This is a genomic window from Streptosporangium sp. 'caverna', from assembly GCF_003203775.1.
In the GTDB taxonomy this organism is placed as follows: domain Bacteria; phylum Actinomycetota; class Actinomycetes; order Streptosporangiales; family Streptosporangiaceae; genus Streptosporangium; species Streptosporangium subroseum.
The window spans coordinates 10,385,936-10,401,587 of record NZ_CP029711.1 but is presented as its reverse complement, the minus strand read 5'-3'; the positions used below and the strand labels follow the sequence as shown (position 1 = coordinate 10,401,587).

The 15,652-nt window shown below is 62.9% G+C and carries 9 protein-coding genes and 3 rRNA genes; 6 read left to right on the top strand and 6 right to left on the bottom strand.

The window, feature by feature from the left end:
- Window positions 1–726 precede the first annotated feature (726 nt).
- From DKM19_RS44920 to DKM19_RS44905, 4 genes are all read left to right on the top strand, one after another.
- Window positions 727–2,248: ribosomal RNA gene (locus DKM19_RS44920) — 16S ribosomal RNA — on the top strand.
- A 431-nt stretch (window positions 2,249–2,679) separates the two neighbouring features.
- Window positions 2,680–5,817, top strand: a 23S ribosomal RNA gene (locus DKM19_RS44915).
- A 181-nt stretch (window positions 5,818–5,998) separates the two neighbouring features.
- Window positions 5,999–6,115: ribosomal RNA gene (rrf, locus tag DKM19_RS44910) — 5S ribosomal RNA — on the top strand.
- Together the 16S, 23S and 5S rRNA genes form the textbook arrangement of a ribosomal RNA operon.
- Window positions 6,116–6,671: 556 nt before the next feature.
- On the top strand, window positions 6,672–7,154 hold the full coding sequence (locus tag DKM19_RS44905) for a hypothetical protein (RefSeq protein WP_110704747.1): 483 nt from the start codon (window positions 6,672–6,674) through the stop codon (window positions 7,152–7,154).
- Between the two features lie 144 nt (window positions 7,155–7,298).
- On the opposite strand, the gene DKM19_RS44900 is transcribed toward DKM19_RS44905, so the two are convergent.
- Both DKM19_RS44900 and DKM19_RS44895 read right to left on the bottom strand, forming a co-directional pair.
- On the bottom strand, window positions 7,299–8,135 hold the full coding sequence (locus DKM19_RS44900; protein ID WP_110704746.1) for an SDR family oxidoreductase: 837 nt from the start codon (window positions 8,133–8,135) through the stop codon (window positions 7,299–7,301).
- Window positions 8,132–8,419 (bottom strand): antibiotic biosynthesis monooxygenase, encoded by a 288-nt coding sequence (locus DKM19_RS44895; protein WP_110704745.1) that lies wholly within the window; start codon window positions 8,417–8,419, stop codon window positions 8,132–8,134. The genes DKM19_RS44900 and DKM19_RS44895 overlap by 4 nt, the downstream gene beginning before the upstream one ends.
- Before the next feature lie 62 nt (window positions 8,420–8,481).
- Between DKM19_RS44895 and DKM19_RS44890 the strand changes: the two genes are divergently transcribed.
- A complete protein-coding gene (locus DKM19_RS44890) occupies window positions 8,482–8,934 on the top strand; it encodes a MarR family winged helix-turn-helix transcriptional regulator (RefSeq protein WP_110704744.1) in 453 nt (150 codons plus the stop codon).
- A gap of 40 nt (window positions 8,935–8,974) precedes the next feature.
- Here the strand turns inward: DKM19_RS44890 and DKM19_RS44885 are convergent, their stop codons facing one another.
- The 4 genes from DKM19_RS44885 to DKM19_RS44870 form a co-directional block, all read right to left on the bottom strand.
- Window positions 8,975–10,108 (bottom strand): GDSL-type esterase/lipase family protein, encoded by a 1,134-nt coding sequence (locus DKM19_RS44885; RefSeq protein ID WP_204358514.1) that lies wholly within the window; start codon window positions 10,106–10,108, stop codon window positions 8,975–8,977.
- Between the two features lie 362 nt (window positions 10,109–10,470).
- The gene (locus DKM19_RS44880) at window positions 10,471–11,076 is read right to left on the bottom strand and encodes a TetR/AcrR family transcriptional regulator (RefSeq protein WP_110704742.1); all 606 of its coding nucleotides are present in this window, start codon (window positions 11,074–11,076) and stop codon (window positions 10,471–10,473) included.
- A gap of 187 nt (window positions 11,077–11,263) precedes the next feature.
- Window positions 11,264–12,538 carry an FAD-binding oxidoreductase gene (locus tag DKM19_RS44875; RefSeq protein WP_239514539.1) on the bottom strand — a complete coding sequence of 425 codons (1,275 nt, stop codon included), beginning with the start codon at window positions 12,536–12,538 and terminating at the stop codon, window positions 11,264–11,266.
- A 568-nt stretch (window positions 12,539–13,106) separates the two neighbouring features.
- Window positions 13,107–14,438, bottom strand: coding sequence for a serine hydrolase (locus tag DKM19_RS44870; protein ID WP_239513933.1), 1,332 nt, complete (start codon window positions 14,436–14,438; stop codon window positions 13,107–13,109).
- 413 nt (window positions 14,439–14,851) lie between these two features.
- Here DKM19_RS44870 and DKM19_RS44865 point away from each other — a divergent pair, with 413 nt between their 5' ends.
- Entirely contained in the window at window positions 14,852–15,334 is a 483-nt protein-coding gene (locus tag DKM19_RS44865) for a hypothetical protein (protein WP_110704740.1), read from the top strand.
- Window positions 15,335–15,652: the final 318 nt, after the last annotated feature.

Here is a 15,652-nt window from a genome sequence, read left to right as displayed (position 1 = left end):
CCTGTGCGAATGAATTATCGGCACTCGCAATATGTGAACCACGGGCCACGGGTGCCTGTCGTCGACGATGAAGACGAAGTCGCCACCTGCAGCCAACCAGCCAGAACTGAGTAACAAGGATGTTCAGGCGACCTTGGACCAGGTAGACCGCCGGACAGGCTCGGATGAACCCGCCGTGATGGGGCCGGTTGATTTGACGAGATGGACGGGGGTCCATAAAGTCCACCAGGCCTGAGGGAAACGGCGGCAGCGCCGGGTCCCCGGAACCCTCCCCGATCATCTCCACTCTTTTTGGGATACTTGTGTCCCGGGGCGGCCCGATTCGACATGAACCGGGTGGTGGAGTAAATTTGAGGGGTTGCCCTGGAAACGGGGTCGCTCGAATTTCTCTAAGATAAGCAAGATCGAGTCAACTGGTTGAAAATGAGCTGGTTTGACACGAAAAAGCGGGTCTGAAAGAATAAGGGCACAACGAAAGAACACAATAAAACAGAACGAACGCCCCGGACGTCGGGCCTGCAACAGGGTCGGCGGAGGGTGTACGCGTCCGTTTCTTGAGAACTCAACAGTGTGTTAAAAGCCAGTGCATGATGCACAACCCCGTTCATCCCACCCCTTTGGGGTGGGGGACGGATTCCTTTGGTTGATACATCCGCTGTCATCGTGCGCCATCTGTGGTGCGGGGTGAAGTGGGTGCTTTCAGCTGGGGTGAACTTTTTCAGACATTGTTTGGAGAGTTTGATCCTGGCTCAGGACGAACGCTGGCGGCGTGCTTAACACATGCAAGTCGAGCGGAAAGGCCCTTCGGGGTACTCGAGCGGCGAACGGGTGAGTAACACGTGAGTAACCTGCCCCCGACTCTGGGATAAGCCCGGGAAACTGGGTCTAATACCGGATATGACACCTCCTCGCATGGGGTGGGTGTGGAAAGTCTTTTCGGTGGGGGATGGACTCGCGGCCTATCAGCTTGTTGGTGGGGTAACGGCCTACCAAGGCGACGACGGGTAGCCGGCCTGAGAGGGCGACCGGCCACACTGGGACTGAGACACGGCCCAGACTCCTACGGGAGGCAGCAGTGGGGAATATTGCGCAATGGGCGAAAGCCTGACGCAGCGACGCCGCGTGGGGGATGACGGCCTTCGGGTTGTAAACCTCTTTCAGCAGGGACGAAGTTGACGTGTACCTGCAGAAGAAGCGCCGGCTAACTACGTGCCAGCAGCCGCGGTAATACGTAGGGCGCAAGCGTTGTCCGGAATTATTGGGCGTAAAGAGCTCGTAGGTGGCTTGTCACGTCGGGTGTGAAAGCTTGGGGCTTAACTCCAGGTCTGCATTCGATACGGGCTGGCTAGAGGTAGGTAGGGGAGAACGGAATTCCTGGTGTAGCGGTGAAATGCGCAGATATCAGGAGGAACACCGGTGGCGAAGGCGGTTCTCTGGGCCTTACCTGACGCTGAGGAGCGAAAGCGTGGGGAGCGAACAGGATTAGATACCCTGGTAGTCCACGCTGTAAACGTTGGGCGCTAGGTGTGGGGACCTTCCACGGTTTCCGCGCCGTAGCTAACGCATTAAGCGCCCCGCCTGGGGAGTACGGCCGCAAGGCTAAAACTCAAAGGAATTGACGGGGGCCCGCACAAGCGGCGGAGCATGTTGCTTAATTCGACGCAACGCGAAGAACCTTACCAAGGCTTGACATTGCCCGGAAACACTCAGAGATGGGTGCCTCTTCGGATCGGGTGACAGGTGGTGCATGGCTGTCGTCAGCTCGTGTCGTGAGATGTTGGGTTAAGTCCCGCAACGAGCGCAACCCTTGTTCAATGTTGCCAGCAACACCTTCGGGTGGTTGGGGACTCATTGGAGACTGCCGGGGTCAACTCGGAGGAAGGTGGGGATGACGTCAAGTCATCATGCCCCTTATGTCTTGGGCTGCAAACATGCTACAATGGCCGGTACAGAGGGCTGCGATACCGCAAGGTGGAGCGAATCCCTAAAAGCCGGTCTCAGTTCGGATTGGGGTCTGCAACTCGACCCCATGAAGTCGGAGTCGCTAGTAATCGCAGATCAGCAACGCTGCGGTGAATACGTTCCCGGGCCTTGTACACACCGCCCGTCACGTCACGAAAGTCGGCAACACCCGAAGCCCGTGGCCCAACCAGCTTGCTGGGGGGAGCGGTCGAAGGTGGGGCTGGCGATTGGGACGAAGTCGTAACAAGGTAGCCGTACCGGAAGGTGCGGCTGGATCACCTCCTTTCTAAGGAGCACCGGCCGCGCAGCGGAAGCTGCGGGGTCTACGTCACGGTCAGGGGCGAATGTTTCCTGCGTGACACGCTCATTAGTGGAGCACTGGCTAATCGGATGATCTGGGTTCGCCTGGGTCGGTTGGTACCGCCTGAACCCCCTTGCGGGGGACGGGAGTGGGAAGACCGGCTAGGGAATCGAGATGGGTCTGGACACACTGTTGGGTCCTGAGGAAACGGACCGCTTTGGGGCTGCCGCCGTCGGGTGGCGGCCTTGAGGCTTGCTCATCTCTTCCTTCTGTGGAGGGTGGGTGCCGTTGTTCCTCGTGTGCGGGACCGGCCTTCCATCACATCGATTCGGTTTCTGACCGGGTGTCTGGTGATGGGTCTGGCACGGTCGCTGTTTGTTGTTTGAGATTTGCATAGTGGACGCGAGCATCTTTGTGGCCAAGTTTTTTAGGGCACACGGTGGATGCCTTGGCATCAGGAGCCGATGAAGGACGTGGGAGGCTGCGTTAAGCCCCGGGGAGTCGCCAACCAGACTTTGATCCGGGGATGTCCGAATGGGGAAACCTAGCACCAGTCATGTGGTGTTGCCTCCGCCTGAATGTATAGGGCGGCTGGTGGTAACGCGGGGAAGTGAAACATCTCAGTACCCGTAGGAAGAGAAAACAAATAGTGATTCCGTGAGTAGTGGTGAGCGAAAGCGGATCAGGCTAAACCGTTCGCGTGTGATAGCCGGCAGGCGTTGCGCGGGCGGGGTTGTGGGACCTTCTAGCAGGAACTGCCGTTCCTGCAAACAGTAAGAAATCAGTGGGATAGTCGAAGCCTCTGGGAAGGGGCGCCGTAGACCGTGAGAGTCGGGTAGGCGAAATCCTGTTGACTGTTTGAGGGGATCCCAAGTAGCACGGGGCCCGAGAAATCCTGTGTGAATCTGCCAGGACCACCTGGTAAGCCTAAATACTCCCTGATGACCGATAGTGAACAAGTACCGTGAGGGAAAGGTGAAAAGCGCCCCGGTGAGGGGTCGTGAAATAGTACCTGAAACCGTGTGCCTACAAGCCGTAGGAGCGTAAACAAGGCTTGCCTTGTTTGTGATGTGACTGCGTGCCTTTTGAAGAATGAGCCTGCGAGTTATGGTGTGTGGCGAGGTTAACCCGTGTGGGGGAGCCGTAGCGAAAGCGAGTCTGAATAGGGCGCTCTTTAGTCGCATGCTGTAGACCCGAAGCGGAGTGATCTAGGCATGGGCAGGTTGAAGCGCGGGTAAGACCGCGTGGAGGACCGAACCCACCAGGGTTGAAAACCTGGGGGATGACCTGTGTTTAGGGGTGAAAGGCCAATCAAACTCCGTGATAGCTGGTTCTCCCCGAAATGCATTTAGGTGCAGCGTTGCGTGTTTCTTGCCGGAGGTAGAGCACTGGATGGCTAATGGGCCCGACAAGGTTACTGACGTCAGCCAAACTCCGAATGCCGGTAAGTGAGAGCGCAGCAGTGAGACTGCGGGGGATAAGCTCCGTAGTCGAGAGGGAAACAGCCCAGACCACCGACTAAGGCCCCTAAGCGTGTGCTAAGTGGGAAAGGATGTGGAGTCGCAGTGACAACCAGGAGGTTGGCTTAGAAGCAGCCACCCTTGAAAGAGTGCGTAATAGCTCACTGGTCAAGTGATTCCGCGCCGACAATGTAGCGGGGCTCAAGTACACCGCCGAAGTCGTGGCATTCACACAATAGCTGAGCCTTTGTGGTTTAGGTGTGTGGATGGGTAGGGGAGCGTCGTGCGGCCGGCGAAGCAGCGGAGTGATCCAGCTGTGGAGGCCGTGCGAGTGAGAATGCAGGCATGAGTAGCGAATCAGAAGTGAGAAACTTCTGCGCCGGATGACCAAGGGTTCCTGGGCCAGGCTAATCCGCCCAGGGTAAGTCGGGACCTAAGGCGAGGCCGACAGGCGTAGTCGATGGACAACGGGTTGATATTCCCGTACCCGCTACGATGCGCCAATACTGAATCCAGTGATACTAAGGGTCCTTAAGTCCCCTGCACGCACCCTTCGGGGTGTTTGGGGTGAGGCCGAACGCCTGACCTGAACTGGTAGTAGGTAAGCGATGGGGTGACGCAGGAAGGTAGCCCAGCCCAGGCGATGGTAGTCCTGGGGTAAGCATGTAGGGAGGACCGTAGGCAAATCCGCGGTCTATGTATCCTGAGATGTGATGCCGAGCCGATTGTGGCGAAGTGGGTGATCCTATGCTGCCGAGAAAAGCCTCTAGTGAGTGTCGTGGCGGCCCGTACCCCAAACCGACTCAGGTGGTCAGGTAGAGAATACCAAGGCGATCGGGTGAACTGTGGTTAAGGAACTCGGCAAATTGCCCCCGTAACTTCGGGAGAAGGGGGGCCTCCGCTGGTGATCAGACTTGCTTTGTGAGCTGGTGGGGGTCGCAGAGGCCAGGGGGAAGCGACTGTTTACTAAAAACACAGGTCCGTGCGAAGTCGTAAGACGATGTATACGGACTGACGCCTGCCCGGTGCTGGAACGTTAAGGGGACCGGTTAGCGGGACGTAAGTCCTGCGAGGCTGAGAACTTAAGCGCCAGTAAACGGCGGTGGTAACTATAACCATCCTAAGGTAGCGAAATTCCTTGTCGGGTAAGTTCCGACCTGCACGAATGGCGTAACGACTTCCCCGCTGTCTCAACCGCAGACCCGGCGAAATTGCACTACGAGTAAAGATGCTCGTTACGCGCAGCAGGACGGAAAGACCCCGGGACCTTCACTACAGCTTGACATTGGCGTTTGGAACGTCTTGTGTAGGATAGGTGGGAGACGGTGAAGCTGTCACGCTAGTGGCGGTGGAGTCATTGGTGAAATACCACTCTGGTCGTTTTGAACGTCTAACTTCGGTCCGTGATCCGGATCAGGGACAGTGTCTGGTGGGTAGTTTAACTGGGGCGGTTGCCTCCTAAAGAGTAACGGAGGCGCCCAAAGGTTCCCTCAGCCTGGTTGGTAATCAGGTGTCGAGTGTAAGTGCACAAGGGAGCTTGACTGTGAGACCGACGGGTCGAGCAGGAGCGAAAGCTGGGACTAGTGATCCGGCGGTGGCATGTGGAAGCGCCGTCGCTCAACGGCTAAAAGGTACCCCGGGGATAACAGGCTGATCTTCCCCAAGAGTCCATATCGACGGGATGGTTTGGCACCTCGATGTCGGCTCGTCGCATCCTGGGGCTGGAGTAGGTCCCAAGGGTTGGGCTGTTCGCCCATTAAAGCGGTACGCGAGCTGGGTTTAGAACGTCGCGAGACAGTTCGGTCCCTATCCGCTGCGCGCGCAGGAGACTTGAAAGGAGCTGTCCCTAGTACGAGAGGACCGGGACGGACGAACCTCTGGTGTGCCAGTTGTTCCGCCAGGAGCATGGCTGGTTGGCTACGTTCGGAAGGGATAACCGCTGAAAGCATCTAAGCGGGAAGCTCGCCTTGAGATGAGGTCTCCCACCACGAAAGTGGGTAAGGCCCCCGGGAGACGACCGGGTTGATAGGCCGGAGGTGGAAGCATGGTAACGTGTGGAGCTGACCGGTACTAATAGGCCGAGGACTTGACCACAAAGCAACAGTGCTGTGTGTGTGAATGTGGTTGTCGCTGCGCTCTGTATCCTCGCCGGGTCCGGAGCAGCGCGTGATCGGTTCATGGTATGCAGATTGTGTTGCCCGCGTCCACTATGTGATTCTGAAACAGCAAACACCGCTGGCGTATGCGCCGTGTGTGGTTGATTGTTTAATAGGGTTACGGCGGTTATGGCGAAGGGGAAACACCCGGTTACATTCCGAACCCGGAAGTTAAGCTCTTCAGCGCCGATGGTACTGCACCGGGGACGGTGTGGGAGAGTAGGTCACCGCCGGACAATCATTCAGAGAAGGGTCACCCCGTTTGGGGTGGCCCTTTTCTGCGTTTGCAGAGCAGGGTGATTGGTCCGCCTGGCTCGAAAATCGGCCCGTCGGTGGGTAAGGGGCGCACTGACCTGCTTGACCTTGGCGGTGAGGTCATCGGTGCGCTCGACCTTCAGTTGGCAGAGGAAGCGTGCTCGTCGGTGAATCCGAGCGCTGTCTGAGGCGGACCTCTGGGTTGGGCAGCAGGATCGCGTGTGTGCTGCGGAGGTCGTGAAAGTGCGTGTCCCTGAGGCCTGCGGCCCTGCGGATGGTTTCCCGTGTTTCGCCGGAGGTTATCCGGTTCCGTCGGGGTGTCACCCTGCGCCGGGTTGCCACCGTGCCGGGAGGGGAAAGTGGGGTGGTTTGTGTGTCGTAGTGCACGCTCGGTGCTGAGCGTGCGTTTGTACGCAGAACGGGACGTTGTGCCTGCCTAATGTCAGTGCTGTCCGGAACGAGCGGCCATCACAAAGCTCACCGGACACCAAGCCCCACACACTCACCCGAGCGCCCTCACGCAAAGGAAAATCCCTCATGAGCAAGCTTCGTAGCATCCTGGTCGGCACCGCCCTGGCCGGCGCGCTGGCGGCCGGCATCGCCGCGGCCCCCGCCCAGGCCGCCACCGCCACCACCGCCTCTGCCGCCTCCACGGCGAGCACCGCCTCGGCTTCTCAGGCGCAGTACACCAAGCACTGGTTCTCCGGCTACTCCAGCTTCGGCCGCGGCGAATCCCGCGGGGAGCGCTCGGAATACCGCGGCTACTGGTACTACTCGAACGGCCGCTACTACTTCGACATCGAGGCTCGTGATCACGACCGTGACCGGGAGAACACCTACGTCGACTTCTCCTACCACGACAACAGCGGCTGGCACACCCGCCGGTTTGCCACCGGCGGCCACGGCGAGTGGAAGTTCAACATCAGCGCCCGCGGCGGCTTCGACGGCTTCCGCACCCACATCGGCGAGGGCAACAACCGCGACTTCGACTGGGGCAACTACTACCGCCACTCCTTCTAACCCCCGATGACGGAGCGACGCACTTCACGTACGAGGGCGACCCGGCAGAAGGATCAGCAAGCCAGCTGATCCTTCCGCCGGCCGGCACCACTCGCTCTGACCGACTCCTGACTGACCGACTTCTGATCGCGTGCCGGCGCGGCCTCATCCGCCGAGCTTGTAGGCGTAGTCGCGGGCGAACTGGGCGAACGTCCTGCCCGGACGGCCCGTCACGGCGGTGTACGTGGGTGTGGTGTAGTCGCCCCAGCCCGCGTCGTAGGCCTTCAGATACTCCTTGGAGACCGCCGCGTCCCACTCCTTCATCCCGGCCTTCAGCATCGCGGGGTAGGCGTCGTCCGGGCTCACCGGCTGGTAGGTGATCGGCCTGCCGTACACCTCCGACAGCGTGTCCGTCATGTCCCGCAGTCTGATGCTCTCCGGCCCAGTGATCGTGTAGGTCTCCCCTTCGTGGCGCGCGGGGTCACGGAGTACGGTGGCGGCGAAGTCGGCGATGTCCCTTACGTCGATCATGCCGACCCGGCCCTCCCCGGGAGCACCGTAGAAGGTGTCGCCGTTGACCGAGCCGAGAATGTTCTGCATGAAGTACGCCGGGCGGATGATGGTCCAGCCGAGGTCCGAGGCCGCGAGCTCGGTGTCCGACAGGATGTGCAGCCGGCCGTTGCGGGTCGGTGCGTCGTGCCCCGCGCCGATGGCCGACATGCGGACGATGTGCCGTACGCCCGCCTTCCTGGCCGCCCAGAGTGCGTTGCTGCTGGCATGCGTGGAGTCCGGGCCCATGGCGTTCAGCAGCCACACCGTGTCCACGCCCTCGAACGCCTGGTCCAGCGTCTCCGGGTGGTGGAGGTCGCCGACCGCCACCTCGACACCTGACGGCGCTTTGGCCCTGTCACGTACCAGCACCCGCAGGTCCGCCGTGCCCTCCAGCGAGCGCAGTACCTCGCCGGAGACGTTGCCGTTGGCACCGGTGATCAGGATGGTCATCGCAATGTCCCCTCTTCCGTGGAAATGAGTTCGTCGATCAGGGCGAAGAAAGCCCGGATTCCAGGCAGATTGCCGCCCTTGGTGCGGGAGGCCGCGAAGTCGGCCGGTGAGCGCCACTCCACGATGTCCAGCCATTCGCCATCGGACAGCTGGATCAGCTTGGCGCCCAGGAAACCGTCCCGGTCGGCCTGGAAATCCGCGATCATTCCGCCACGGGCGGCGATGAGGTCCGTCGCGTGCTCGGAAGAGACGCGGAACCTGGTGAGTTCTACTGTCGTCGTCACACCACGACGATATAGTAAGAATTAGTGACAGTCAAAATTGGTGACTAAATGAGGGGCGTGCGGTGCGTAGGAGCGAGCGCAAGCGGGAGATGCCCGACTTGGGGATCCTGTCCAGCCGGACGCTGTTCAGCCTGCAGAAAGAGTTGTTCTCCCGGCTGTCGGAGATGGGGGAAACCCAGGTCCGGCCACGGCACGGGGCCGTGCTGGCCTACCTGGACGTGGAGGGCAGCCGGGCCTCCGACCTGGCCGCTCAGTCGGGCCAGCACAAGCAGGTGATCGGCACCCTGGTGGACGAGTTGGTGGCGATCGGGTACGTGGAGCGGCAGCCGGATCCCGCCGATCGCAGGGCCAAGCTCATAGTGCCCACCGAACTGGGCCGCGAGCACCTGGTGAAGTCGGACGCCGTCCTCGCGGAGATGGAGGCCGAGCACGCGCGGACGGTCGGCGAGGAGGCGTACGCGGAGTTCAAACGCGTCTTCAAGCTGGTCGCCGAGCGCCAGACCAGGACGAGGTGACCGTTGCCAACCCCCAGAGGGGCAGGTCTGGCGGGGGACATCACCGGGTGGCGGAAGGCCGTCCGGGCCGAACGCCAAGGGCGAGGGTTTCCAGGTTCACGGAGTCGGCCATGGCCTGGGCGCCTCTGTCGTTCAGGTGCATGCCGTCGCCGCTGTCCAGGGCGGGGTGGATGTAGTCGGGGGCTTCGGGGTTCTCGACGGCTCGGGCCACATCGAAGACGGCGTCGAAAGTGTCGGTGGTACGGATCCAGTCGTTCACCTCGCGTCGGGCGGCCAGGCCCGCAGGCGTACTGATCCCGGGGTAGGCGCCCGCGAAGGGGCCGATGGTGGCAGCGAGGATCTTCAGGTCGGCCGCGTGGGCGCGGCGGGCCAGGGCCGTGAAGCCTTCGATGAGGGCATCGGCGGTGGCGGGAGGCTCGCCGAGCATGCCGGGCAGGCCGAGGTCGTTGATGCCGAAGTGCACCAGGACGTGGGTCAGGCCGGGAATCGTGAGGACGTCGCGGTCGAAGCGCGCCAGCGCGTGCTCGCCGACCTCGTTTTTCAGGAGGCGGTTTCCGGCGATGCCCTGGTTGACGACCCATCCCCGCTTGAGGCGCCGGTTGAGGAAGTCCACGGAACGGTTGTTCGCGCCGGTGGTGGAGCCGACCCCTTCGAACCAGGAGTCGCCGAACGCCACGGCGATCGCGGTGTCGTCCGGGGTGAGCACGTCGACGCCTGAGACGTAGAACCTGGCTTCCACCTGCTCGGTCACAGGGAGGGCGGGAGAGGCGACGTGGTTTCCGCCGACGATGTGAGCGGTCTCCATGGGCATGTGGGAATAGGTGGCCAGGCCCGTCTCCTGGGGGAGATAGAGGCTGAGGAGCAGGTCGGCGCCGGAGGCGACCGGGAGATCCATCGGGTCGCCGACGATCTCATCTCCCGGCGGGAGGGTGACCGTCTCGGCACCGTCGAAGGTGAGGGCGGCCCGTCCGTGCTCGGTGGCGGCCGTCGCGGCGGCGATGATCAGGGGGGTGCGACCGTAACGGTTTGTCAGGCGTATTCGGAGGCGTTCTCCGCCGCCGGCCATGTGCAGCACCTGGCGCACCGTTTGGTCGGCGAAGCCGCGCGGTTGGGTGAGCTGGATCTGCTCGTAGGGACTGATCACGGCCGTGCGGAAACCTGCTGTCCAGATCATGCTCATTCCATTCGTTGTCATGGGGATGTGCCGGCGAATTCCGACGTCGGCGAGGTGATCGACCGAGGACCCGGGTCTTGGCACGGGTGAAGGACGCGAGCGCCCGGCTGGGCTGGCTGGTCAGGGCCCGAGCACGTAGCGACCGCGGCTCCGCCTCGGCTGTGCATGTGGCGACCGCGCACCCCGCCCTTGGCCATGGCCGGTGGGCACTGGCGACCGGTCCAGCGGCATGACCGCGTGCACTCGGGCCCGCGGCTCGCCCCTGAAACGATGCCGTCAGAGACGCATCCGGCCCGATCGTGTGCGCGCGGGTAGGGTGTACCCCTTCCACCCCATCACGAGGCCGAACCCCGAAACGTCGTTCAGCCTCCGAGTCCCAGCATCAGCCGGAGTTGGGACAAGAGGACACCGCGGAAGTCGGCGGGAGACGGCGAGGGATGGTGCAGGGCACGGGAGATGATGGCTCCGGCCAGTGCGGAGAGCACAAAATCAGCCACGTCGTCGGGTTTATGGGTGAGTCTGAATGCTCCCCGCTCACTTCCTTCCCTTAACGCGGCCAGAAAAGGCGCCTGGTAGCGCATCCGCATTTCCACGCTGTATTCGCGAAGTTCGTCGTCCCGCATGGCGGACCGCCAGAATTCGACGAGCATCTGCTGATCGTGATCGGAAAGCCCCAGGCTGCGGTCGATCATTGCAACCAGGCGCTCCCACGGATCGAGTTCGGTGGTGGCCACTGTTTCAAGGGCGGCCACCTCCCGGTCGGCGGAGAGCTCCATGGCCTCGATGACCATGTCCTCGCGCGAGCCGAAGTAATTCTGCAGTGTGCTGATCGCGACGCCGCTGGCGGTCGATACATCGGCAAAGCGTGTGTTCTCATATCCGCGTTCGGCGAGTACAACTATCACCGCGTCCAGAACAAGGGTGCGTTTCGCCCCGCCGGCACGCTTCTTGCGACTCGCTATAGGCATGGCCGTACCGTAAGGTCATGCCTGATGGCAGTCAAGCCAGGCGGGACGTCTGATCCGGACAGGTGCGAGTCGTCTCCCGGATCATGCATCCCCCCACGTCGTCCGGCCGGAGCCGGGGGCGGCCGGCAATGGCCGAGAGCGTTGCCGTGGAGCGGAGAGAGAACGAAGCCCGCTGAGTCGCCGACGACTACGCGCGGGGCGGGATGTTGTGGTTGCAGCGGAACATGTTGCGCGGGTCGTGCAGGGTTTTCGCCGCCTGGAGACGCTCATAGGTCGGCTCGTCGTACGCCAGCCGTACGCTCTCGACGGAGGCGTCCGCCGGCGAGAGATATCCGGGGTGCTTCCGGCCGGACGTGACTCTGTCGGTCAGTTCCAGGCCCACGTTCTTGTAGGCGGCCACAGCGTTGGGCGGGACGGCCGTCAATGCGAAAAGGGAGAAAGCGGCATCGCGCCGTCCCACCGCGTTCGCCCTTTCCGGCGGCATTCCAAGTGCGCCGCCGAGATGGGCCACGTTGACCATGGTGATGCGCGTATCGGAATCCGGTCCGACAATGTCGAGGATCGCTTCCATTGCTGACGGAGACAGTTCGTCGAGCATGGCGAAGTGCTCCACGGCGGCGCCCGGTTCGGTCGGATCATTGGCAATGGAAGCCATGTCCGAGAAGGGCATCATGGTCACGGTGTCGGCGAGTACCGGCGCAGCCGCCCGCAAAGGGGCGACCAGTGATTCACCGTCATGCGCCGAGCCCAGATAGGAGATCCGTATGGAGACGGTGAGCTTCCCCCTCATGAATTCGGGGACAAAAGGCAGGTCGGGCGCGCGCAGGAAGACGATCGACGAAGTCAATTCGTCGGGCGCCTTGGAAGCGAACCGCCCGTAGGCCTGCAGCACCTCGCGCGCGTTGTCACCCGGGAAATGCAGGGCTCCCGCGTACAGTTCCCGTACGGGGAACAGGCTGAACTCCATCGCGGTGACGACGCCGAAGTTGCCCCTGCCTCCGCGCAGGGCGAAGAACAGGTCTGCGTCGGAATCCGGTGTGACGTGGTGGAGTTCGCCGTCCGCGGTCACGACCTCGATCTCCTGGACATGGTCGGCCGCGTAGCCGAAGGCCCGCCCCAACGCGATGCTCACCCCGCCGCCGAGCGTGTAACCGACGACACCGACCTGTGGTGAGGAACCGGCGAGCGGCGCGAGTCCGACCTTGGCGGCCTCTTCCACCACCTGTCCCCAGCGGACGCCGGCTTCGACCCGAACGGTCTTTTTCACGCTGTCGATCCTCACCCCCGTCATGCGACGCGTGGTGATCAAGACGGTCTCTTCGGAAGCGGACACGGAAGGGCCGTGACCGGTGTTGAGGACCGCGACGGGGAGGTTCAGGTCTCTTGCGAAGCGCACCGCCGCCTGGACGTCCGCCACGCCGGTGGCACCGACGATCACATGAGGATGATGCGCGACGGTCATGTTGAACACCGACGCCTCATCGGCGAAACCGTCGTCTTCCGCGAAGAGGACGGGCCCTCTGACGGACGAGAGGAGATGGGAGGCTGAAGAGAGGGGCATGTTGATATCTTTCCGATCTTGTTTCGCGGAATTGGTGTGAGCCGGGTGCCGATGACCGCAGGCGTGTCGGAGGCAGCTGTCCATTGCCCGGCGAACGTGTGGGTGTTGCCCGGCAGGCGATCTGGGGTCCTTGTCGACCGCCTTGCGTTCTTATCAAGCCGGTTATCACATAATCGGCATGGAAATACGGTAGCATGATACCGATTTGTGAGCCATCGGTTCGTATCGCCGCTGACGAGTGCGGTTCGATCGGAGCTCGCCCCTGACCTGGCCACGCGGGACGCACAGGCCGAATCGGCCGCCGGCTCGCCCAGACGGGCGTGCGCACCCCTTCACGTCGCGACAACCCTCCCCGCCATCGAGGCGGTCTGGCGTGCGCCGGTGGTTCCCGCTGCAGGCCCGTGTTCGCCTTCTGGCCTGAGACCGACCATGAGAGTGATCGTGTCCGCGTACCGGACCTCCGGCGCTGTTACCTGACTTTGGGATGTGCGCGAATGCCCCGGTACAGATACTCGGCGCCGTCAGGTGATGAGAGGAAGACGGTAGACACCCACCGATCGGATTCCGGCTGCTTTTGAAGGAATCGGCCGTCGGCGACAGCGACGAGCTCGCTCTCTTGGGGTGGCATGAGGGCCGCAAGCGCACCGGTCGGTGTCACGAGGGTCCGCAGTCGCCCGTCGCGAAGCGCCACCTCCACCCGTGTGCCCACCCGTTCGTACACTCCGACGTAGCGCTTCAACTCCACGGGGGCAGGGACGGGAGGGGGTGCCGGCGGTTCCGGCATCCTGAGGTCGCACAAGACCGGGAGCAGCTCGGAGAACACCTCTCGGGAAAACGCGCCGAACACGTCGATGTTGGCCAGCAGTGCCACCGCAACTCCCGCGTCGGGTACGACGCGCAGCGCCGCAGCCTGGCCGATCGTGTCTCCGTCATGGCCGAAGACCGGCCGGTCCCAGTCGAACAGGGCCCAGCCCAGACCCCACCGGTCGTAGGTTCCGTAAGGATTGGGTACGTCGACCTGAGGCTTACGCATGTCGGTGAAACGGGGTGCGTCGCTGTCGAGGTGCAGCTTGGCGAAGGTCACCACGTCGGTGGCGGTGGCGCAGATCCCGCCGTCCGGCCCCCCGTTACGGGGAAAACTCCACACGGGCGCCGGTTGGGTTTGGCCGTCTTGCGTGAGGTGTCCCATGGCGGCGCGGAACCGCAGCACGTCCTCGGGCAACGTCCAGGTGCGGTCCAGCTTGGCCGGGTCGAGTAACCGTTCGCGTATCGCGGTGTCCCACGAGGTGCCGGTCAAGAGTTCGATGACGCGGCCCAAGATGACGTAACCGGCGGTGCAGTAGGAGAACATGGCGCCGAGCGGGTGGCACTGGGGCAGGTCCGCACACGCGTCGACGTACCGTTCGAGGCAGTCGTCACCCCGTCCGGTGTCGATGAACAGGTCCCCGTTGATCCCCGAGGTATGGGCCAGCAAATGCCGCAGGGTGACGCGCTCGCTCACCTCCGCATCGGCGACCCGAAACCCCGGCAGGACGTCGGCCACCGGGGTGTCGAGCGTGGTCAGGCCCTGTTCCACCAGCCCCATCACCACGGTTGCGGTGTAGGCCTTGGTGATGGACCCGATCTGAAACAGTGAATCGGTCGTCGCCTCGACGCCGGTCCCGGAGTGCAGCACCCCGGTGGTCAGCGCCTGCACCTGCTTGTCGGCCAATACCGCCAAGGAGGCTCCCGGCACACCATGCCGGCGGGCCAGGCCGTCGAACCGATCCTGCCAACTCGCCAAGTCCATCGTGTCGCCCATCGCCGTTCTTGCCGTGCGGTGACCTGCGTGCACCCTACGCCGACAGTGATCACCGTTGCACAAAAGGCTGCGGCAATCTTCGGGGGTGTGGCCGGCCCTCTCAGCGCACGGCATGTCGGGGAACGTTGGCGTACGGCCAGGCCTGACCAGATCAATCAATGGGCCGGCGGCCTTGCGGATGGCTACCCGGGTTCGTCGGAGGCTGTCCGGTGCTGCCACCGTGCCGGGAGGGGAAATTGGGGTTGTTTGTGTGTCGTAGTGCACGCTCGGTGCTGAGCGTGCGTTTGTACGCAGAACGGGACGTTGTGCCTGCCTAATGTCAGTGCTGTCCGGAACGAGCGGCCATCACAAAGCTCACCGGACACCAGCACCACACACTCACCCGAGCGTCCTCACCAGAAGGAAGTCCCCTCATGAGCAAGCTTCGTAGCGTCCTGGTCGGCACCGCCCTGGCCGGCGCGCTGGCCGCAGGCATCGCCGCCGCTCCCGCCCAGGCCGCCACCGCCGCCACCGCCTCTGCCGCCTCCACGGCGAGCACTGCTTCGGTCTCCCAGGCGCAGTACGCCAAGCACTGGTTCTCCGGTTACTCCAGCTTCGGCCGGGGTGAGTCGCGCGGGGAGCGCTCGGAGTACAAGGGCTACTGGTACTACTCCAACGGCCGCTACTACTTCGACATCGAGGCTCGGGATCACGACCGGGACCGGGAGAACACCTACGTCGACTTCAGCTACCACGACAACGGCGGCTGGCACACCCGCCGGTTTGCCACCGGCGGCCACGGCGAGTGGAAGTTCAACATCAGCGCCCGCGGCGGCTTCGACGGCTTCCGCACCCACATCGGCGAGGGCAACAACCGTGACTTCGACTGGGGCAACTACTACCGCCGCTCCTTCTAACCCCCGATGACGGAGCGACGCACTTCACCTCCGAGGGCGACCCGGCGGAAGGATCAGCAAGCCAGCTGATCCTTCCGCCGGCCGGCACCAATTCACCGGGCACGACCCGGAATCGACGGACCGTTCCTCCGGACGCGGAAGGCCAGAGGTTCGGCCCCACCACTGAACAGCACAAACGCCCCGAGCCGATCACGGCCGGGGCTTTTTGCTCTCCAGTGACAGCAACGGTCTCCTTTCCCGGCGATGGTGACGGCCGAAAGCACCACGAGGGGAAGCCGCGGTCAGGATGGTTCGTCGCCGCGTCACTGGAGCCGACTC